The 19,271-nt window shown below is 74.5% G+C and carries 21 protein-coding genes and 3 tRNA genes; 5 read left to right on the top strand and 19 right to left on the bottom strand.

The annotated features are described in order from the left end of the window. Positions 1 to 15: 15 nt before the first annotated feature. The 6 genes from ACYSMR_RS07755 to ACYSMR_RS07780 form a co-directional block, all read right to left on the bottom strand. Positions 16 to 435, bottom strand: a complete 420-nt coding sequence (locus ACYSMR_RS07755; RefSeq protein WP_251332719.1) for a DUF3151 domain-containing protein — start codon at positions 433 to 435, stop codon at positions 16 to 18. Between the two features lie 116 nt (positions 436 to 551). Beyond that, positions 552 to 1,574, bottom strand: a complete 1,023-nt coding sequence (fbaA, locus tag ACYSMR_RS07760; RefSeq protein ID WP_251332720.1) for a class II fructose-bisphosphate aldolase — start codon at positions 1,572 to 1,574, stop codon at positions 552 to 554. A gap of 82 nt (positions 1,575 to 1,656) precedes the next feature. Continuing rightward, positions 1,657 to 2,301: a TrmH family RNA methyltransferase gene (locus ACYSMR_RS07765; protein ID WP_251332721.1), complete on the bottom strand. Its 645-nt coding sequence runs from the start codon at positions 2,299 to 2,301 to the stop codon at positions 1,657 to 1,659. Continuing rightward, positions 2,294 to 2,875 carry an orotate phosphoribosyltransferase gene (gene pyrE, locus ACYSMR_RS07770; RefSeq protein WP_251332722.1) on the bottom strand — a complete coding sequence of 194 codons (582 nt, stop codon included), beginning with the start codon at positions 2,873 to 2,875 and terminating at the stop codon, positions 2,294 to 2,296. The genes ACYSMR_RS07765 and pyrE overlap by 8 nt, the downstream gene beginning before the upstream one ends. Positions 2,876 to 2,944: 69 nt before the next feature. Continuing rightward, entirely contained in the window at positions 2,945 to 3,703 is a 759-nt protein-coding gene (locus ACYSMR_RS07775) for an SDR family NAD(P)-dependent oxidoreductase (RefSeq protein WP_461747857.1), read from the bottom strand. 31 nt (positions 3,704 to 3,734) lie between these two features. Next, positions 3,735 to 4,943, bottom strand: a complete 1,209-nt coding sequence (locus ACYSMR_RS07780; RefSeq protein ID WP_309125265.1) for an acyl-CoA dehydrogenase family protein — start codon at positions 4,941 to 4,943, stop codon at positions 3,735 to 3,737. 83 nt (positions 4,944 to 5,026) lie between these two features. Here ACYSMR_RS07780 and ACYSMR_RS07785 point away from each other — a divergent pair, with 83 nt between their 5' ends. Then, the gene (locus ACYSMR_RS07785; RefSeq protein WP_309125264.1) at positions 5,027 to 5,626 is read left to right on the top strand and encodes a TetR/AcrR family transcriptional regulator; all 600 of its coding nucleotides are present in this window, start codon (positions 5,027 to 5,029) and stop codon (positions 5,624 to 5,626) included. A 19-nt stretch (positions 5,627 to 5,645) separates the two neighbouring features. Here ACYSMR_RS07785 and ACYSMR_RS07790 read toward each other — a convergent pair whose 3' ends face one another. The 6 genes from ACYSMR_RS07790 to modA all read right to left on the bottom strand — a co-directional run bounded on the left by ACYSMR_RS07790 (position 5,646) and on the right by modA (position 11,409). After that, a complete protein-coding gene (locus tag ACYSMR_RS07790; RefSeq protein ID WP_374238470.1) occupies positions 5,646 to 6,299 on the bottom strand; it encodes an ATP-binding cassette domain-containing protein in 654 nt (217 codons plus the stop codon). Then, a complete protein-coding gene (locus ACYSMR_RS07795) occupies positions 6,296 to 7,132 on the bottom strand; it encodes an ABC transporter permease (RefSeq protein WP_461747858.1) in 837 nt (278 codons plus the stop codon). Before ACYSMR_RS07795 ends, ACYSMR_RS07790 begins: the two co-directional genes overlap by 4 nt. Positions 7,133 to 7,204: 72 nt before the next feature. Further along, positions 7,205 to 7,603 carry a TOBE domain-containing protein gene (locus ACYSMR_RS07800; RefSeq protein WP_309125262.1) on the bottom strand — a complete coding sequence of 133 codons (399 nt, stop codon included), beginning with the start codon at positions 7,601 to 7,603 and terminating at the stop codon, positions 7,205 to 7,207. Between the two features lie 156 nt (positions 7,604 to 7,759). Then, entirely contained in the window at positions 7,760 to 9,541 is a 1,782-nt protein-coding gene (gene recQ / locus ACYSMR_RS07805) for a DNA helicase RecQ (protein ID WP_309125261.1), read from the bottom strand. 202 nt (positions 9,542 to 9,743) lie between these two features. Next, positions 9,744 to 10,538, bottom strand: coding sequence for an enoyl-CoA hydratase (locus ACYSMR_RS07810; protein WP_461747859.1), 795 nt, complete (start codon positions 10,536 to 10,538; stop codon positions 9,744 to 9,746). Between the two features lie 52 nt (positions 10,539 to 10,590). Further along, positions 10,591 to 11,409 (bottom strand): molybdate ABC transporter substrate-binding protein, encoded by an 819-nt coding sequence (gene modA, locus ACYSMR_RS07815; protein ID WP_461747860.1) that lies wholly within the window; start codon positions 11,407 to 11,409, stop codon positions 10,591 to 10,593. Positions 11,410 to 11,470: 61 nt separating this feature from the next. On the opposite strand from modA, the gene nadE reads away from it, so the two are divergent. Next, a complete protein-coding gene (gene nadE, locus ACYSMR_RS07820; RefSeq protein WP_309125507.1) occupies positions 11,471 to 12,295 on the top strand; it encodes an ammonia-dependent NAD(+) synthetase in 825 nt (274 codons plus the stop codon). Positions 12,296 to 12,404: 109 nt separating this feature from the next. On the opposite strand, the gene ACYSMR_RS07825 is transcribed toward nadE, so the two are convergent. Then, the gene (locus ACYSMR_RS07825) at positions 12,405 to 13,733 is read right to left on the bottom strand and encodes an S-layer homology domain-containing protein (RefSeq protein ID WP_461747861.1); all 1,329 of its coding nucleotides are present in this window, start codon (positions 13,731 to 13,733) and stop codon (positions 12,405 to 12,407) included. A 211-nt stretch (positions 13,734 to 13,944) separates the two neighbouring features. On the opposite strand from ACYSMR_RS07825, the gene ACYSMR_RS07830 reads away from it, so the two are divergent. The 3 genes from ACYSMR_RS07830 (at position 13,945) to ACYSMR_RS07840 (ending at position 17,409) form a co-directional block, all read left to right on the top strand. Continuing rightward, the gene (locus tag ACYSMR_RS07830) at positions 13,945 to 14,751 is read left to right on the top strand and encodes an exodeoxyribonuclease III (protein WP_309125505.1); all 807 of its coding nucleotides are present in this window, start codon (positions 13,945 to 13,947) and stop codon (positions 14,749 to 14,751) included. 5 nt (positions 14,752 to 14,756) lie between these two features. Next, complete coding sequence (locus ACYSMR_RS07835) at positions 14,757 to 15,629, top strand: hypothetical protein (RefSeq protein WP_251332732.1); 873 nt, start codon at positions 14,757 to 14,759, stop codon at positions 15,627 to 15,629. A gap of 76 nt (positions 15,630 to 15,705) precedes the next feature. Beyond that, complete coding sequence (locus tag ACYSMR_RS07840) at positions 15,706 to 17,409, top strand: glycoside hydrolase family 13 protein (RefSeq protein WP_461747862.1); 1,704 nt, start codon at positions 15,706 to 15,708, stop codon at positions 17,407 to 17,409. 81 nt (positions 17,410 to 17,490) lie between these two features. Here ACYSMR_RS07840 and ACYSMR_RS07845 read toward each other — a convergent pair whose 3' ends face one another. The 6 genes from ACYSMR_RS07845 to ACYSMR_RS07870 form a co-directional block, all read right to left on the bottom strand. Next, positions 17,491 to 17,988: a hypothetical protein gene (locus ACYSMR_RS07845; protein ID WP_461747863.1), complete on the bottom strand. Its 498-nt coding sequence runs from the start codon at positions 17,986 to 17,988 to the stop codon at positions 17,491 to 17,493. Continuing rightward, the gene (locus tag ACYSMR_RS07850; protein WP_251332735.1) at positions 17,985 to 18,128 is read right to left on the bottom strand and encodes a hypothetical protein; all 144 of its coding nucleotides are present in this window, start codon (positions 18,126 to 18,128) and stop codon (positions 17,985 to 17,987) included. Before ACYSMR_RS07850 ends, ACYSMR_RS07845 begins: the two co-directional genes overlap by 4 nt. 64 nt (positions 18,129 to 18,192) lie before the next feature. Then, a complete protein-coding gene (locus ACYSMR_RS07855; RefSeq protein WP_309125501.1) occupies positions 18,193 to 18,654 on the bottom strand; it encodes a hypothetical protein in 462 nt (153 codons plus the stop codon). Positions 18,655 to 18,765: 111 nt separating this feature from the next. Then, a tRNA-Phe gene (locus ACYSMR_RS07860) sits at positions 18,766 to 18,838 on the bottom strand. A 73-nt stretch (positions 18,839 to 18,911) separates the two neighbouring features. Further along, positions 18,912 to 18,985 (bottom strand) — tRNA-Asp (locus tag ACYSMR_RS07865). Positions 18,986 to 19,064: 79 nt separating this feature from the next. Further along, a tRNA-Glu gene (locus ACYSMR_RS07870) sits at positions 19,065 to 19,137 on the bottom strand. Between the last annotated feature and the right edge of the window lie 134 nt (positions 19,138 to 19,271).

The following is a 19,271-nucleotide window of genomic DNA, read 5'->3' on the forward strand; positions in this document are numbered from 1 at the left end:
CTTTCGTGGCGGGGGCTACCGCCGCAGCTGTTCGGCGGCGGTGGGGTCGGAGTCGTTGAGGAACTTCTGGATGCGCTCGGCCTCGTCGAACTCGCCGATCGCGGCCGCGGCCCGGCCCAGGCACGCGAGCGCGCGCAGGAAGCCCTGGTTGGGCACGTGGGAGAACGGGACGGGCCCGTGGCCCTTCCAGCCGTGGCCGCGCAGGGCGTCGAGGCCGCGGTGGTAGCCGACGCGGGCGAAGGCGTAGCCCTCGAGGGTGCGGCCCTCGGCGAGGGCGTCCTCGGCGCACAGGGCCCACGCCAGGGGCGCCTTCGGGAAGCGCGCGGCCAGGTCCTCGGCCTCGTCGCCCGCCTCGATGCGCTCGGTCAGGCCCGGCTCCTCGGTCAGGTAGGTGGGCTCGGGGCCGTCGAGGAGGTTCTTGCCGGCAAGGTTCACGGGGCGGGTCCTTTCGGTGCGGGAAGCGGGGGAGGTGGTGCGGGGAGGACGACGGCGGCGCCCCGCACCGGGCAGGACGCCGCCGTCGGGCTCCGCGGGCGCGGAGCGGGGAGGACCTACTTGACGGAGGTCCCGGCGGAGCCGAGGTTCTGGCAGGCCTCGACCACGCGGGCGGCCATGGACTCCTCGGCCAGGGCGCCCCACACGCGCGGGTCGTACTTCTTCTTGTTGCCGACCTCGCCGTCGACCTTCAGGACCCCGTCGTAGTTGGCGAACATGAACCCGGCGATGGGGCGGGTGAAGGCGTACTGGGTGTCGGTGTCGACGTTCATCTTGACCACGCCGTAGGAGACGGCGTCGGCGATCTCCTGGGCGGAGGAGCCGGAGCCGCCGTGGAAGACGAGGTCGAAGGGGCGGTCCTTGCCGATCTTCGCCCCGACCTCCTGCTGGATCTGCTGGAGCAGCTCGGGGCGCAGCTTGACCCCGCCGGGCTTGTACACGCCGTGCACGTTGCCGAAGGTCAGGGCCGTGATGTAGCGGCCGTTCTCCCCGGCGCCGAGGGCCTCGACGGTGGCCAGGCCGTCGGCGACCGTGGAGTACAGGTCCTCGTTGATCTCGTTCTCGACGCCGTCCTCCTCGCCGCCGACGGCGCCGATCTCGACCTCGAGGATGATCTTGGCCTTGGAGGTGCGCGCCAGCAGCTCCTGGGCGATCCGCAGGTTCTCGTCGAGGGCGATCGCGGAGCCGTCCCACATGTGGGACTGGAAGATCGGGTCCTCGCCGCGGGCCACGGCCTTCTCGGACTCCGCCAGCAGCGGCAGCACGAAGGAGTCGAGCTTGTCCTGCGGGCAGTGGTCGGTGTGCAGGGCGATGTTGACGTCGTAGTTCTTGGCGACCTCGCGGGCGAAGGCGGCCATGGCCAGCGAGCCGGTGACCATGTCCTTCACGGAGGCCCCGGACCAGTAGGCGGCGCCGCCGGTGGAGGCCTGGATGATGCCGTCCGAGCCGGCCTCGGCGAAGCCGCGGATCGCGGCGTTGAGCGTCTGGGAGGAGGTGACGTTGATCGCCGGGTAGGCGAACCCCTTCTCCTTGGCGCGGTCGATCATCTCGGCGTAGACGTCAGGGGTGGCGATGGGCATGCTGGCTCCTTCGGGTCGGGTGTGGCCTGGCTCCCACTCTAGCCAAATCGGCGCCGGGGAACGACGACCGGACGCGGCTCCGTCAGGGGACGGTCTGGCCGAACACGTGCCGCCGCACCCAGGCGTGCATGGCCACGGCGGCCGCGGCGGAGGCGTTGACGGAGCGGGTCGACCCGAACTGGGCGATGGACAGGGTCACTTCGGCGGCCGCGTGCATCTGCGGGCTGAGCCCGGGGCCCTCCTGGCCGAGCACGAGCACGCACCGCTCGGGCAGGTCGTAGGTCTCCAGCTGCTCGGAGTCGGGGAAGTTGTCGATCCCGATCACGGGCAGGCCCTCGGACCGGGCCCACGCGACGAACTCCTCGACGCTGCCGTGGTGGCGCAGGTGCTGGTAGCGGTCCGTGACCATGGCGCCGCGCCGGTTCCAGCGCCGCCGTCCCACGATGTGCACCTCCCGGGCGAGGAAGGCGTTGGCGGTGCGCACCACGGAGCCGATGTTGAGGTCGTGCTGCCAGTTCTCGACGGCCACGTGGAAGCCGTGCCGGCGGGTGTCGAGGTCCGCGACGATCGCGTCCATGCTCCAGTACCGGTAGCCGTCCACGACGTTGCGCCGGTCCCCGTGCGCGAGCAGCTCGGGGTCCCAGTGCTCGCCCTCGGGCCAGGGGCCCTCCCACGGGCCGACGCCGACCTCCGGGGCCCCGTCCGTGCCGGGCGCGGGATCAGTCAAGCCCCAGCTCGTCCTTCGTGAAGGCGTAGAGGCAGGGCACGCCGGCGGTCTGCTCGATCCGCTCCTTGGCGCCGGTGCGGCGGTCGACGATGATCGCCACGGCCACGACGTTGGCGCCCGCGCGCTGCAGGGCCTCCACCGCCGTGAGCGCGGAGCCGCCGGTCGTGGAGGTGTCCTCGACGACGACGACGTTCCGGCCCTCGACGGACGGGCCCTCGACCTGCCGGCCCATCCCGTAGCTCTTCTGGGCCTTGCGGACCACGAACGCGTCCACGGCCCGGCCCTGGTCCCCGGCGGTGCGCATGATCGCCTGGCCCACGGGGTCGGCGCCCATCGTGAGCCCGCCGACGGCGTCGAAGGAGATCCCGGCCTCGTCGAGCAGCGCGAGCATCACCTGCCCCACGTAGCGGGAGGCCTCGTGGTGGAGGGTCACCCGGCGCAGGTCCACGTAGTAGTCGGCCTCGATGCCGCTGGCCAGGGTCACCTTCCCGCGCACGACGGCGAGGTCGACGATCAGCTGGCGGAGGCGGTCGCGGGCCGTCGCGAGGTCGACGGGCGAGAAGTCGGTGGTCATGCCGACCAGTCTAGGGCCGCGGCGATCCGTCCCCGTTCCACCGCCCGCGCGGGCGGACCGGCGGGACGCTCAGCGGGGGGCCATGCGCAGGGCGCCGTCCATCCGCACGGTGGTGCCGTTGAGGTAGTCGTTGTCCACGAAGGTCGCCACGAGCTGCGCGAACTCCTCCGGCCGGCCCAGCCGGCGCGGGAAGGGCACCCCGGCGGCCAGCCCGGCCCGGTACTCCTCGCTCACGGTCGCGAGCATGGGCGTCTCGATCACGCCGGGGGCGATGGTGTTGACCCGGATCCCGGAGCTCGCGAGATCGCGGGCCGCCGTGAGGCCCAGGCTGTGCACCCCGCCCTTCGACGCCGCGTAGGCGGCCTGGCCGACCTGGCCCTCGAACGCGGCGACGGAGGCGGTGTTGACGACCAGCCCGCGCTGCCCGTCGTCGTCGACGGGCCCGGTCGCGGCGATCAGCTCGGCGGCCAGCGCCAGCACGGTGAAGGTGCCGATCAGGTTGACGCGCAGCACGGTCTCGAACAGGTCGAGGTCGTGCACGCCCTGTCTCCCCAGCACGCGGGCGGAGGGCCCGATGCCGGCGCAGTTGACGACGGTGCGCAGGGGACCGGCGTCGGCCGCGGCGGCCACGGCCTCGCGCACGGCGTCGCGGTCGGTGACGTCGGCGGGCACGTAGCGGAGGCCGTCGACGGCGGGGGCCCGGTCGATCGCGGCGGGGAGGTCGACGGCGGTCACGCGCACCCCGCGCGCGGCGAGCATCGCGGCGGCGGCGGCGCCGAGGCCGGAGGCGGCGCCGGTGACGAGGGCGGAGGTGTCGGTGACGTCCATGGAGGTCCTTTCGGGCGGGGACGGGAGGGGCTCAGACGAAGGCGGAGACGCCGGTGACGGCGCGGCCCACGATGAGGGAGTTGATCTCGTAGGTGCCCTCGTAGGTGTAGAGGATCTCGACGTCGTTGAAGAGCTTGGCCATCTCGTGGTCGGTGACCACGCCGTTGCCGCCGAGCAGGGCCCGGCCGGCCGCGGCGGACTCCCGCGCCAGGGACGTGGTGGTGGCCTTGGCCAGCGCCGCGTGGGGCATGTCGAGCAGCCCGTCCTCCTGCAGGCGGGCGATCTGGGTCATCAGGCCGAGGGACGCGGTGGCGTGGCCGAGGATCCGGGCCAGGGGCTCCTGCACGAGCTGGAACGCGGCGAGGGGCCGGCCGAACTGGTGGCGGGAGATCGCGTAGGCGCGGGCGACGTCGAAGATCCCCAGCTGCACCCCGGCGGCCTGCCAGCCCACCCAGGCGCGGGAGTTGCGCAGCATCTCGTTGGCGGCCGCGAAGCTGGTGGCTCCGGGCAGGAGGGCGTCGGCCGGGACGCGGACCTCATCGAGCACGATGTCGGCGTTCTGCATGATCCGCAGACCGGTCTTGTGCTCGATCCTCGTGGCGGACCAGCCGGGGCGGTCGGTCTCCACGAGGAAGCCCTTGACCTGCCCGTCGGCGGTGTCCCGGGCCCAGACCACGGCGACGTCGGCGACGGTGCCGGAGCCGATCCAGCGCTTGGCCCCGGAGAGCACCCACCCGCCCCCGTCGCGGGCCGCGGTGGTGGCCAGGCCCCCGGCGATGTCGGAGCCGTGCTCCGGCTCGGTCAGGGCGAAGGCGCCCAGCGCCCGGAACCGGCGCAGGCCCGGCAGCCACCGGGCCTTCTGCTCCGCGGAGCCCAGCGCGTCGATCAGCCCGAGGACGAGCTCGTTGTGGATGCCGACCAGGGCGGACAGGGAGACGTCCGCGCGGGCGACCTCGGCGTAGGCCAGCCCCCGGAACAGCCGGCTCGCCCCGGACAGCTCGAGCTCGCCGAGCCCGTGCTCGGCGAGCGCGGGCAGCAGGTGCGCCGGGAACTCCTCGCGGTTCCAGTGCTCCGTGACGACGGGACGGATCTCCGCCTGCAGGAACGCGTGCAGGGCCGCGAGCCGCTCGCGCTCGGGCGGCACGAGGAGGGATGCGAAGGAGAAGAGGTCGGCGTCCGGGAACGGGATGCCGACGGCGTGCTCCACGGACGGGGATTCCCCGCGCAGGACCGGGATCATGGGATGTCCTCTCGTCGGTCCGGGGCGGAGGGGTGGCCCGCGCGGACCGGGTCGAACAGTACGGTTGTGAGTACGATCGTACTGTGACGGACCTCACCCGGCCAGCCTCCGCGCACGGGGCGCCGGCGCGCACGCCCCGCCAGCGCCAGCTCTTCGACGAGCTGCTGGCGCTCTTCCTGCGCGAGGGCTTCCGCGACTTCACCATGGACGGCGCGGCGGCCCGGCTGCACTGCTCCAAGGCCACGATCTACGCCCTGGCCGGCGGACGGGAGGAGCTGGTGCGCGCCGTGCTCGTGGCCTTCTTCAAGCAGGTCAGCCGGGGCACCGAGGAGGCCCTGCGGGGACCCGGCGGGGCGGCGCAGCGGCTGCTGGCCTACCTGGAGGCGATGGCCGAGCAGCTGCGGCCGGCCTCGCCGCGGTTCCTCCAGGACGTGGCCCGCTCGCCCGTGGCCTCGGAGGTCTACGAGCGCAACACGCGCATCGCCTCGGCGAAGCTGGCCGCCCTGGTGGCCGAGGGAGTGGCCACCGGGGAGTTCCGGCCGGTGCCCACGGGCTTCATCGCGGAGGTGATCTCCTCGGCCATGGACCGCATCCAGCAGCGCACGGGGATGGGCGGCCTGGAGGGCCCGAGCGCGTACCGGGAGCTCGGCCTGCTCATCGTGGGCGGCGTCCGCGCCGGGTGAGCCCGGCCGGGCCGGCGGGTCAGGGCCCGGGCAGGACCCTCCCGCGCTCCAGGCGCACGACGGCGTCGGCGAGGGCGCCGACGTCGGCGGGGTCGTGCGTGACGATCACGGCCATGCGCCCGGCCAGGACCCGGCCCAGGAGCTCGCGCAGGGCGGGGGCCGCGGTCCGGTCGAGGGACGCGAACGGCTCGTCGAGCAGCAGCAGGCGCGGGTCCGCGGCGAGCGCCCGCGCCACGGCGACGCGCTGGGCCTGCCCCCCGGAGAGCTCCGCGGGGCGGCGCCCGGCCAGGGGGCCGGCGTCCACGGCGTCGAGCCACTGCGCGGCCGCCTCGCGGGCCCCGCGCCGTCCCGCGCCGCGGGAGCGGGGCCCGAACGCGACGTTCTCGAGCACGCTCAGGTGCGGGAACAGCAGGGGGTCCTGGGCCAGGAGGACGACGCCGCGGTCGTGGGCCGGCACCCAGGGCCCCCGGCCGCGCGCGTCCAGGTCGAACAGGACGCGGTCGTCAAGGACGGCCCGGCCGGTGTCGGGCACGAGCAGGCCCGCGACGATCCCGAGCAGGGAGGACTTGCCGGCCCCGTTGGGCCCGGTCACCGCCAGGGTCTGCCCGTCGGCCATGGACACGGCGAGGTCGAGACCGCGGGCGCGCAGCCGGGCGGTGACGTGCAGGCTCATGCCCCGCCCCCGCCGCCGTCGGCGCTCCGCGCCCGGGCGCCCCGGCGCCGGCCCGGCGCGGAGACGCCCACGACGAGCACGGCGACGAGCACGAGCACCAGCGACAGGGCGATCGCGGCGTCGGGGTCGGTCTCGCGCTGCAGGTAGATCTCGAGCGGGAGGGTGCGGGTGACGCCCTCGAGGCTGCCGGCGAAGGTCAGCGTGGCCCCGAACTCCCCGAGGCTGCGGGCGAAGGCCAGCACGGCCCCGGAGGCGAGGCCGGGCAGCGCGAGGGGCAGGCTCACCCGGCGCAGCACGGTGCCGGGGCCCGCGCCGAGGGTCGCGGCGACCCGTTCGTAGCGCTCCCCCGCCGTGCGCAGCGCCCCCTCGAGGCTGACCACGAGGAACGGCAGGGACACGAACGTCTGGGCGAGGACCACCGCCGCGGTCGAGAAGGCGATGCTGACCCCGGCCAGCTCCAGGTGGCGGCCGACGAGCCCGTTGCGCCCGAAGGTGTGCAGCAGCGCGAGTCCCCCGACGACGGGGGGCAGCACGAGCGGGAGGAGGACGAGGGCGCGCAGAGCACGCCGGCCCGGGAACGCGGTGCGGGCCAGGAGCAGCGCCAGCGGCACGCCCAGGAGCACGCACAGGGCGGTGCTCGCGGACGCGGTGCGCAGGCTCAGCCCCAGCGCGTGCAGGGCGGAGGGCGAGGTGACCAGCCGGGGGAAACCGGCCCAGTCCACCCGGGCGAGCATGGCGAGCACGGGCAGGACCACCACGCCTGCGCCCAGTGCCGCCGGGAGCCACACCCATCCGGGGACGGTGCCGAAGCCGCGGGGGCGACGCCGGGTCACGGTGTCACGAGCCGCTCGGCGGGCCCGGCGGATACCCCCGTGGAGGCGGAGTCCCCGGCGCGCACGGCCGCCTCATGCCCCGGGGGTCTCGACGACGACGTCGGTCGACTTGACGACGGCCGTGGCCACGCGCCCGGGCTCCAGGCCCAGGTCCCGGACGGCCTCGGTGCTCATGAGCGAGACCACGCGGTGCGGACCGCACTGCAGCTCCACCTGGGACATCACGGTGTCCGAGACGACCTCGGTGACCAGCCCCACGAAGCGGTTGCGCGCCGAGCTGGCGACCCGCGCGGGGTCCTCGGGCCGCACGGAGCGCTCCTTGAGCAGGCGGGCCAGCTCCAGCCCGTCCACCACGGTCTGGCCGGTCGCGCTCCTGGCGCTGCGCAGGGTGCCCTGGTCGATCCAGCGCCGGACGGTGTCGTCGCTGACGCCGAGGAAACGGGCGGCGTCAGCGATCCTGAGCTCGGTCACGGAGCCATGCTATCCGCGTCTGCGGATCGTGCCCAGCCGAACAGGCGCAGGTGCGGCACCCGGCCGCCCGCAGGGACCGTTCCACCGGGCCGGGCCCCGGGGTCCACGGGAGTCGTCCGCACGGTGGACGCGCGGGGGAACGGGCGAGGGCGGAGCTCAGGCGCCGGCGACGACCTGGCGGACGGACTCGCCGTAGCGCTCCAGCTTGGCGTCACCGACGCCGGAGACGGCGCGCAGCTCGCTCAGCGAGTCCGGCCGCGCCTGCGCGATCGCGGCGAGGGTCGCGTCGGTGAAGACGACGTACGCCGGCACGCCCTGCTCCTTCGCCACGCCGGAGCGCCAGGCCCGGAGCCGCTGGAAGAGCTCCTGCTGGGGCTCGTCCAGGGCCGGGGCCGCGGCACCGGTCCTCGACGTGCGGGGGGCCTTCCTCCGCTCGGACTCGCGGCGCAGGAGCACCTGCTGCTGCCCGCGCAGCACCTCCCCCGCCGCGCCGGTGATCCCGAGGACGCCGTACTCCCCCTGCACCTGGAGCAGGCCCCGGGCGAGCAGCTGGCGCACCACCCCGCGCCACTCCTGATCGCTCAGCTCGGTGCCGATGCCGAACGTGGTGAGCTCGGTGTGGCGCATCCGCACCACCCGCTCGGTCTGCCGGCCGAGCAGGATGTCCACCAGGTGCCCGGCGCCGAACTGCTGGCCCCGCTCCCGCTGCAGCCGCACGATCGTGGACATGAGCTTCTGCGCGGGGACCGTGCCGTCGAAGGCCTCGGGCGGGTCGAGGCAGGTGTCGCAGTTGCCGCACGGCCCGCTCGCCTCGCCGAAGTAGCGCAGCAGCTGCTGACGGCGGCACTGCACCGTCTCGCACAGCGCCAGCATCGCGTCCAGGTGGAGGGTCTGGGCGCGCTTGCGCTGCCGGTCCCCCTCCCCGTCCTCGATCATCCGCCGCTGCTGCACGACGTCCTGCAGCCCGTAGGCCAGCCACGCGGTCGACGGCAGCCCGTCGCGCCCGGCGCGACCGGTCTCCTGGTAGTAGCCCTCGATGCTCTTGGGCAGGTCGAGGTGGGCGACGAAGCGCACGTCGGGCTTGTCGATGCCCATGCCGAAGGCGATGGTCGCGACCATGACCACGCCGTCCTCGCGCAGGAAGCGGGTCTGGTGGCGCAGGCGCGTCTCGGCGGACAGGCCGGCGTGGTACGGCAGCGCGTCGACGCCCTGGGCGGCCAGCCACTCGGCCGTGCGCTCGACCGAGGCGCGGCTGAGGCAGTAGACGATCCCGGCCTCGCCGTCGTGCTCCGTCCGGACGAGCCGCAGCAGCTGCCGGCGGGCGTCCTGCTTGGGCCCGACACGGTACTGGATGTTGGGCCGGTCGAAGCCGGAGACGAAGACGCGGGCCCCGTCCAGGCGGAGGTTGCGGACGATCTCCTGGCGCGTCTCCTCGGTCGCGGTGGCGGTGAGGGCGATGCGCGGGACTCCGGGCCAGCGCTCGTGCAGGATCGTCAGGCCGAGGTAGTCGGGGCGGAAGTCGTGGCCCCACTGGGCCACGCAGTGTGCCTCGTCGACGGCGAAGAGCGCGACGCGGGCGCGGTCGAGCAGCCCGGCCGCCACCGGCAGGCGTTCGGGAGCGAGGTAGAGCAGGTCGAGCTCGCCGGCCAGGAGACGGCGCTCGACGGCGCGGCGCTCCTCGGCGGTCTGGCTGGAGTTGAGGTAGGCGGCGCGCACACCCAGCTGCTCGAGGGCGTCGACCTGGTCGTGCATGAGCGCGATGAGCGGGCTGATGACGACGCCGGTGCCCTCCCGGACGAGCGCGGGGACCTGGTAGCACAGGCTCTTGCCGCCGCCGGTGGGCATGAGCACGAGCGCGTCGCCGCCGCGGGTGACCGTCTCGATGATCTCGGCCTGACGGCCGCGGAAGGCGTCGTAGCCCCAGACGCGGGTGAGCACGTCGAGCGGGGCGGACGGCGTCGCGCGCGTGGCTCCGGACGCATCGGCGCCAGGCGTGCCGGGGTCGTGCGGGCCCCGCTCGCCCGGCGCCTCCGGCGGAGGCCCCGTCCGGCCGGGCTCGGGCTCGCTCCACGTCTTCCCCACACGGCCAGGGTAGCCGGTGCGGGCCGGACGGCGGATCGCGGGTGTGCGCGGCGGGGTCTCAGCGGTGCGTGAACCGGGGGTCGCGCTTGTCCGCGAAGGCGGCCATGCCCTCCTTCTGGTCGGCGGTGGCGAACAGGGCGTGGAAGAGCCGGCGCTCGAAGAGCACGCCCTGGGCCAGGGTCGTCTCGAAGGCGGCGTTGACGGCCTCCTTGGCCGCCATCGCGGCGGGCAGCGATTTCTCCGCGACGGTCTGCGCCACGGCCAGCGCCTCGTCGAGCAGGGCCTCGGCGGGCACGACGCGGGAGACCAGCCCCGCCCGTTCGGCCTCCGCCGCGTCCAGCTGCCGGCCCGTGAGGACCATGTCCATGGCCTTGGCCTTGCCCACGGCGCGGGTCAGCCGCTGGGAGCCGCCCATCCCGGGGATCACCCCGAGGTTGATCTCCGGCTGCCCGAACCGGGCGGTGTCCGCGGCGATCAGGACGTCGCACATCATGGCCAGCTCGCACCCCCCGCCCAGCGCGTAGCCGGCGACGGCCCCGACGACCGGGGTGCGCACCCGGGTGAAGGCGTCCCACCCGGCGAACCAGTCCGCGAGGTACATCTCCGGGGCGGTGCGCCGGGCCATCTCCTTGATGTCGGCCCCGGCCGCGAAGGCCCGCTCGGAGCCGGTCAGGACGATCGCCCCGATCCCCGGGTCCGTGTCCAGGGCCCCGGCGGCGGCCACGACGTCGTGCAAGGTCGCGGCGTTCAGGGCGTTGAGCGCCCTCGGCCGGTTCAGGGTGAGGACCCCGACCCGCCCGCGCCGGTCGACGAGGACGTTCTCGTACGGCTGCTCCTGCGACTGCTCGCTCATGCTCGTCTCCCTGGGTTGGTGTGCTGCGGTGGTGCGTCGTCGTGCGGGGTGCTCACCCGTCGGGGGGCCCCGGAGGCCCGAAGCCGGCCTGCGCCAGCCGTTCCCGGCCGGCCGGCCCGGTCACGAAGGCCACGAACTGCTCGGCCCGCTCCCGGTCCCCGCCCTCGACGCCCACCACCGCGTAGGGGTTGGTGACCTGCGCGGCCGCGGGGAGGGGCACGCCGTCCACGTCCTGCTCGTGGGCGGCCACGTCGGTGACGTAGACCAGCCCGGCGTCGGCCTGCCCGGAGCGGACCTTGCCCAGCACGTCGGTGACCGCGTTCTCCTCGCTGACCGGGTCCAGGAACACCCCGGCCAGGTCCTGCACCGTCCGGGCGGCCTGACCGCACGGGACCTGCTCGGCGCACACCACGGTGCTGAGGTCCTCCCGCCGCAGGTCGGCCAGCGAGCGGACGCCCTCGGGGTTGCCCTGGGCCACCGCGATCGTCAGCCGGTTGGTGGCCAGGGGCTGCGGCGTGCCGGCGGCCCGCCCCGAGTCCAGGACCCGGTCCAGGGTCCGCTCGTCCGCCGCGGCGAAGACGTCTGCGGGCGCGCCCTCGGCGATCTGGACGGCGAGATCGGCGGAGCCCGAGAAGTTCAGGGCCACGTCCACCCCGGGGTGCTGCTCCTCGAACCGGGCGGCCAGGTCGGTGAACACCTCGGTCAGCGACGCCGCGGCGTAGACGTCCACCCGCTCGGCGCCCGCGGGCGTCCCGCACCCGGCCAGCACGGCGCCCAGCGCGAGCGCGGCCCCGGCGGCGCGGCAGCACGCGGCGGCCTGCGGCCGGCGCGAGCGGGCCGGCCGGACGGGTCCGGCGTCGTGCAGGGGCATGCCCCGATCCTATCCGCGGGTCCCTTGCCGCCGCGCGAAGGCCCGGCACTAGCATGAGTGCATGCGGAAACTGCAGGCAGCAATCATCGAAGAGATGGGCGTCAAGCCCGAGATCGACCCGCAGCAGGAGGTTGATGCACGCGTCCAGTTCCTCTGCGACTACCTGAGGGCCAGCCGCACCCGGGGCTTCGTCCTGGGCATCAGCGGCGGCCTCGACTCGACGCTCGCGGGCCGGCTCGCCCAGCTGGCGGTCGAGAAGCTCACCGAGGAGGGCGCCGAGGTGCAGTTCGTGGCGATGCGGCTGCCCCACAAGGTCCAGCACGACGAGGAGGACGCCCAGGCGGCGCTGCGCTTCATCGCCCCCGACCGCACGGTCACGTACGACATCGGCACGGCGGTGGAGGGCTTCGACCGGGGCTTCTCGGACGCGACGGGCCGGGAGATCTCCGACTTCAACCGGGGCAACGTCAAGGCCCGCGTGCGGATGGTCGCCCAGTACGCGGTCGCCGGCGAGCACAGCCTGCTGGTGGTCGGCACCGACCACGGCGCCGAGTCGGTGACCGGGTTCTTCACCAAGTACGGCGACGGCGGGGCCGACGTCCTGCCGCTGTTCGGGCTGAACAAGCGGCAGAACCGCCTGCTCCTGCAGTGCCTGGGCGCCGAGGAGCGGCTGTGGAGCAAGGTGCCCACCGCCGACCTGCTCGACGAGAAGCCCGGCCAGGCCGACGAGGTCGAGCTGGGGCTGAGCTACGACGAGATCGACGACTACCTCGAGGGCCGCGAGGTCGACGACGCCGTGGCCGAGCGGATCGAGGCCCAGTACCTGAAGACCCGGCACAAGCGCACGACCCCCGTCACGATCCTCGACGACTGGTGGCGCGGCTAGCACCACCGCAGCACAGCACCGGGCCGGGGGCCCGGGACCGGCACGGTCCCGGGCCCCCGGCCCGGTGCTGTTGACGTCCCCCGGAGCGGAGCGGCGTCGGGCCGGGGCGTCAGAGCAGGGGGTCGGCGCGGTAGAGGAACGCGGCCATGACGCCGCGGGTGACGTCCAGCCCGGGCCGGTAGGTCACGCTCCCGTCCCCCGCCACCCACCCGGTGGAGATCCCGCGCTCGGCCAGCCAGGCCATCTCGTCGTAGAACACGTGGCCGGTGCGGACGTCCCGGAACGGGGAGACCCGGGGCGGGGTGTAGGCCGGGGAGCCGGCCGCCCGGTAGAGGAACGCGGCCATCTGGGAGCGGGCCACCGGCTGGGCGGGCCTGTAGGTGCGCACCCCGGTGGCCGAGACCCAGCCGGTGGAGATCCCGCGCTCGGCCAGCCACGCGATCTCCTTGTAGAACACGTGGCCGGTGGGGACGTCCCGGAACGGGGAGACCCGGGGCGGGGTGTAGGCCGGGGAGCCGGCCATCCGGTAGAGGAACGCGGCCATCTGGGAGCGGGCCACCGGCTGGGCGGGCCTGTAGGTGCGCACCCCGGTGGCCGAGACCCAGCCGGTGGAGATCCCGCGCTCGGCCAGCCACGCGATCTCCTTGTAGAACACGTGGCCGGTGGCGACGTCCGCGAAGGGCGGGATCCGCGGCGGGGCGTAGGGCGGGACGAACCCGTCCGCGGGCCTCGCGTACGTGCCGGGCACGTGCTTGCCGGCCGGATAGGCGTAGAAGTAGATCGTCACGTAGGTCTCCCACCCCGGTCCGGCCGGGCCGGTGGTGGGGACGCTGGCGACCCCGATGCCCAGGTGGGTGAGGTCCCGGGCGAACTGGTCGGTGCCGTTGCGCGGGAAGAAGTCGAGGAGGTAGTGGGTGATCGCCTCGACGGCGTCGGGGCCCGCGAACGTCCCCGTGAACTCGCCCTTGCCGTAGTACTGGTCCATCCGCAGCGCCCCGGCGGGGGCGCCGGTGTAGGGGCCGGGGTTGTACAGGGGGGTGCGGGCGCCCGCCATCGACTCGGCCCACTGCTGGGCGTTGCGGGACAGGGCGGTGTTGTAGGCCAGCGGCGCCCGGTTCCCCTGGCGGCGGTGGTCGTTGACGATGTCGAAGACCTCGGTGATCTGCTGGACCGTGGTCGGCAGGGGGGTCGCCGCGGCGGCCGCGCCGGGACCGCCGGAGCCCTCGGGAGCCGCTGCGGCCCGGCCGCCGGGCAGCTCGGCCGGCAGGTCGGCGGGCACGCCGCCGACGCTCCTGCCGCCGCTCAGGGCGCCGGCCGGCGCGGTGCCGGGTTCGGACGCTGCCGGGGCGGGGAGCTCCGCCGCGGGTGCCGCCGGAGCACCGCCGAGGACGAGGGCTGCCGCGGTGGCCACCGCGAGGACGGACCGCCTGAGGTTCATGGTGCTCTCCCTGTCGGGTGTCGGCGCCGCCGGGGGTCGCGGGCCACGAACAAATTAGCATTTGCAACAAAAGGAGGGGGCCCGGCCGGGAAGCCCCAGGTGGGCCGGCGCGGCGTCCGTCCGTCCCGGTACCAACGCCCCGGCATGAACGGCCCGGCGGGGCGCCCGCGCCCGTCGGCGCCCGTCCGGGCCAGCCGGTAACGTGGGGGCCATGAGGATCGCCACCTGGAACGTCAACTCCGTCCGCGCCCGTGCCGACCGCGTGGAGGCGTGGCTGCAGCGGTCGGACGTGGACGTCCTGGCCATGCAGGAGACGAAGACGAAGGACGAGAGCTTCCCGTGGGAGCTGTTCGAGTTCATGGGCTACGACGTCGCCCACTTCGGGCTGAGCCAGTGGAACGGCGTGGCGATCGCCTCCCGCGTGGGCCTCGACGACGTCCGGCGCACCTTCCCGGACCAGCCCGCCTTCGGCAAGCCGGGCGAGGAGCCCGTGCAGGAGGCCCGGGCGATCGGGGCCACGTGCGGCGGGGTGCGGGTCTGGTCCCTCTACGTCCCGAACGGGCGCGGCCTGGAGGACCCGCACATGCCCTACAAGCTCGAGTGGCTGCGCGTGCTCAAGGACCACGCCCGGCAGTGGGTCGAGGAGGACCCCGGGGCGCAGGTCGCCCTCGTGGGCGACTGGAACGTGGCCCCGCAGGACGAGGACGTGTGGGACATGGACTTCTTCCTGCAGAACGGGCTGACGCACGTGAGCGAGCCCGAGCGCGCGGCGTTCCGGGCCTTCCTGGAGGAGGCGGGCTACCAGGACGTGGTGCGTCCCCGCCACCCGGGCCCGGGCGTCTACACCTACTGGGACTACAAGGGTCTGCGCTTCCCCAAGAAGGAGGGCATGCGCATCGACTTCCAGCTCTACTCCCCCGCCCTGGCCGCCCGCGTCACCGACGCGGTGATCGACCGGGAGGAGCGCAAGGGCAAGGGCGCCTCGGACCACGCCCCCGTGATCGTCGAGATCGCCTGAGCGCCGTGGCCCAGCTGCTGCAGGTCGGGCGGACCTTCCGCTCGGCCACCGGGATCCCCCACCAGTTCTCCCTCCGGGTCTACGTGCCCGGCGAGGAGCTCGACGCCGTCTACGCCCCCCTGCTGTCCCGGGCGCTGCCGCCCGAGGAGGCCGGGGTGAACGAGCTGACCGAGCAGCTCGCCCGCCTGGCCGAACCGGGCGAGGACCCGCTGCCCCCGGCCGTGGAGCCCCTGTGGGTCCTGCCGTTCTCGGCGGCTCCGGCGGGGCGGCGGATGCTGGCCGCGGGCGTCGGGGACTTCCCCGTCTACCACCCGCCGCAGCGGCTGCGCCGCTCCCTGCGGCTGGTCGCGTTGGCGGAGGAGGACGGGGGCCAGCCGCTGCCGAACCTGCTCATCCCCGAGGAGGCGGTCCGGGCGGCGGGCGAGCGGGTCACCCGCGAGCACTTCACCCCGGTCCACGCCCGGCAGTCCGCCTTCACCGTGCCCATGGCCTGGTTCGCCCTGTTCACCCCCGAGGACCACACCGAGAGCTTCCACCACGGCAACCGCGTGCACCGCTGCGCGGTGCCGGTCGACGTCGCGACCCGCCGGGTGGTGCGCGCCGCGCAGGTCGTGGAGGACACCGCGGGCGAGGACCTCGAGGAGCTCGCCGAGGACCTCACCCACCTGGGCCGGTGGCTGGGGGCGTTCTCCGCCAACTCCCTCGTGGTCCTGCACTACGGGGCGATCGCGGACCGGTTCCAGCCGGACGAGAGCCCCGAGGACTTCCAGGACGCCGTGGAGCTGCTGGCCGCCCAGGACGCGACCGGGGCGGCCGTGGCGTTCCGGCGGCTGATGCACCGCTGGCTGCCCCTGGCCCACCTGGAGAGCGCGAGCTGAGCGCTCCCCCGCGCGCCCGGACTTCGCTAGGTTGGGACGCACATCCTCCGACCCGGAAGGCCCCGAGGAGAACCCCATGACGCAGCAGGCCAGCACGCCCCCCGCGACCGCCGACGCCCCGTGGTGGCGGTCCGCGGTGATCTACCAGATCTACCCCCGCTCCTTCAACGACTCCAACGGCGACGGGATGGGCGACCTCCCCGGCATCGTCGACCGGCTCGACTACCTCGCCGACCTCGGCGTGGACGCCCTGTGGCTGTCCCCGTTCTACGTCTCCCCGCAGAACGACGCCGGCTACGACGTCGCGGACTACCGCGACATCGACCCGCGCTTCGGCACCCTCGAGGACTTCGACCGGATGCGGCAGCGGATGGCCGAGCTGGGGCTGAAGCTCATCGTGGACCTCGTGCCCAACCACACCTCCAGCGACCACGAGTGGTTCCGCGCCGCCGTCGCCGCCGGGCCCGGCAGCCCCGAGCGGGACCGCTACGTCTTCCGCGAGGGCCGCGGCGAGCACGGGGAGCTGCCCCCGAACAACTGGCGCTCCGTCTTCGGCGGGGAGGCCTGGACCCGGCTGCCGGACGGGCAGTGGTACCTGCACCTGTTCGACAGCACCCAGCCCGACCTCAACTGGGAGAACCCCGAGGTGTGGGAGGAGTTCCGCTCCGTCCTGCGCTTCTGGCTGGACCGGGGGGCGGACGGCTTCCGCGTGGACGTCGCCCACGGGCTGGTCAAGGCCGAGGGCCTGCCGGACTGGGACCACCAGGTGCGCATGGTGGAGGGCGAGCACGCGGCGCGCGAGCACGACCAGCCGGACACCCCCATGAGCACCGGCAGCCCCTACTTCGACCAGGACGGGGTGCACGAGGTCTACCGCGACTGGCACCGGGTGCTCGCCGAGTACGACGGCGACCGGATGATGGTGGCCGAGGCCTGGGTCGAGCCGGCGCACCGGCTGGCGATGTACGTCCGCTCGGACGAGATGCACCAGGCGTTCAACTTCGACTTCCTGATCGCCGGGTGGAGCTGGGCGCGGATGTCCCGGGCCATCGAGGACTCGCTGGCGGAGTCGGCGAAGGTCGGCGCCCCGACCACCTGGGTGCTCTCCAACCACGACACCGTCCGCCACGTCTCCCGCTTCGGGCTCTCCGACCCGATCGCCTATCCCAAGGGCATCGACGCGGACGCCGAGCAGCCCGACCACGACCAGGGCCTGGCCCGCGGCCGCGCCGCCGCCCTGGTCGAGCTCGCCCTGCCGGGCTCCGCGTACCTCTACCAGGGGGACGAGCTGGGCCTGCACGAGCACACGACCCTGCCCTCCGCACTGCGCCAGGACCCGACGTTCGCCCGCACCCGCGGCGAGGAGATCGGCCGCGACGGCTGCCGGGTGCCGCTGCCCTGGACCGCCGGGGAACCGGGCCACGGCTTCGGCCCCGAGCCGTGGCTGCCGCAGCCGGAGGCCTTCGGCGAGCTCGCCGCGGACCGCCAGGTGGGCGTCCCGGGCTCCACGCACAGCCTCTACCGGACCGCGATCCGGCAGCGCCGGGAGCTGGGTCTCGGCCGCGGCTCCTTCGCGTGGCACGGCGCCCATGACGCCGCCACCCGCCTGCTCGCCTTCGTCAACACGACGCCCGCGGGCGAGCGGGTCCTCGTGGCGGCGAACATGGGCGACGCCCCGGTCGCGCTGCCCGAGGGCGAGGTCCTGGTGCGCAGCCGCGAGGACGCCCTCGCGGACGGCCTCCTGCGGCCGGAGGCCGCCGTGTGGGTGCGCCTGGGCTAAGCCCCGCGCACGGACGGCGGGTGGGCCGGGGCGGTGCACCGGCCCGCCCGCCGCTCGTGCGCGCCCCGGCCGGGGCGCGGCTCAGTGGCTGGTGCGCCCGCGGGTGGAGGCGAGGACGGGGGGCAGCGCCCGGTCGGCCACCGCGCCCGTCACGAACGAGTACACCGCCTTGTGCACGACGTCCACGGCCTTCTCGCCGGGCGGCCAGGACGCGGGCGGGGCGCCCACGCCGGTGGCGTTCTCGACCGTCTGGTCGAAGGCCAGGCGCACCACGGTGTGCCACGCGCTGGCCCGGGCGCCGCGGATGCCCGTGACGGCCCAGACGCCGCGCAGCGCGCCGAGCGCGGCGCCGGTGCCGTAGTGCATGGCGTGGTTCCAGAGCAGCGGCCTCGCGTCGTCGCCGGGGGACCGGCCCAGCAGGGTCAGCAGGGCGCGGGCGGGGACGTAGGAGTCGGGGCGGTGGGTGAGCGCCTGCTCGGCCTTCTCCCCCAGGGTCATCACGCCGGCGCCCACGAGCCCGGCCACGGCGCCCCGGCCGGCCGCGCCCGCGACGCCGCCCAGGCGGGACCCGCCGCTCACCCCTCCTCCCCCTCCGCGGGGAGGTCGTTGCTGCGGAGGTCGCGGTCCAGCTCGGCGTCCGGCTCGACGACGAGGCCGTCCTCGCGCTGGTCCTCGCGCTGGTCCTCGATCGCCCCGCGCTCCGGTTCCTGATCGGTCATGGTCGCTCCTTCCCTTCCGCGGCCCGGGCCGGGGCGCGTGCGCCCAGTCTAGACAGGATGCTGATCATCCGGCGGGGGTCGGCTCCGCGCAGTGCCGCTGCAGCCAGTCGCCGACGGGGGCGAGCGCCCCGTGCAGCGCGGCGAGCTCGGCGGGCTGCACCGATCCGCCCGCGGAGCGCAGGGCCTCGACGGCGTCGTCGAACGCCGGCCGCAGCTCGGCGGGCATCCGGGAGGCGAGCTCGCGCACGGAGGCGACCGTCTCCCGGGGGCGGAAGTCCGGGTCGGTCTCGTCGGTGGACAGCGGGACGAGGCCCAGGGCGGTGTATGCGCTGGCCACGTCGAAGCAGGTCTCCGGGTCGGCGGGCGGGGCGGACGGCGGGGAGGCGGTGGCGGAGCCGGCCGACGGGTCGACGTCGAGGCCCCGGCTCTGCGGTCCGGGTCCGCAGCCCGTCAGGGCGAGCAGGCCCAGCGCGCACAGGGCGAGCGCCGCCCCTCGGGGGCCCGGGCGTCGGAGAAGGCGGATCACGGTCCCAGACTAGGGTCCCAACCTCGGGACCGGCTGGCAGCCGGGTGCGGGGCAACCGGGCGCGGGACGCAAAAAACCGCCGGCCCCCTGGGGGATCGGCGGTTTCCGCGGTGGCTCCGACCGGCGTCGATCCGGTGACCTTACGATTTTCAGTCGTACGCTCTACCAACTGAGCTACAGAGCCCCGGCACATCCTCGGATATGCCGCGACGGCGCTGCATCAGCGGAAGTGCCTTCCGGTGTGAACGCCGCCTGAGCGACCCTGACGGGACTTGAACCCGCGACCTCCGCCGTGACAGGGCGGCACGCTAACCAACTGCGCTACAGGGCCTTGTTGTTTCCAACGAGGACTGATCTTACCAGCATCTCTGCCTCGTTGTGCAAATCGGCGGCAGGACCGCCGTTCCGCGTACCCCCAACGGGATTCGAACCCGTGCCGCCGCCGTGAAAGGGCGGTGTCCTAGGCCGCTAGACGATGGGGGCCAGAACGCCCGCATCGGCGACCACGACCTGAACGACCAGGGTCTGGACACGGGAGAAACCGAGTACAGCTTAGAGGCTGGCGCGGATTCTGCACAATTCCCGCCCCCGCCGGTCCCCCGCGCGGCGGGGGCGGC

This window comes from Kocuria sp. U4B (assembly GCF_054875615.1).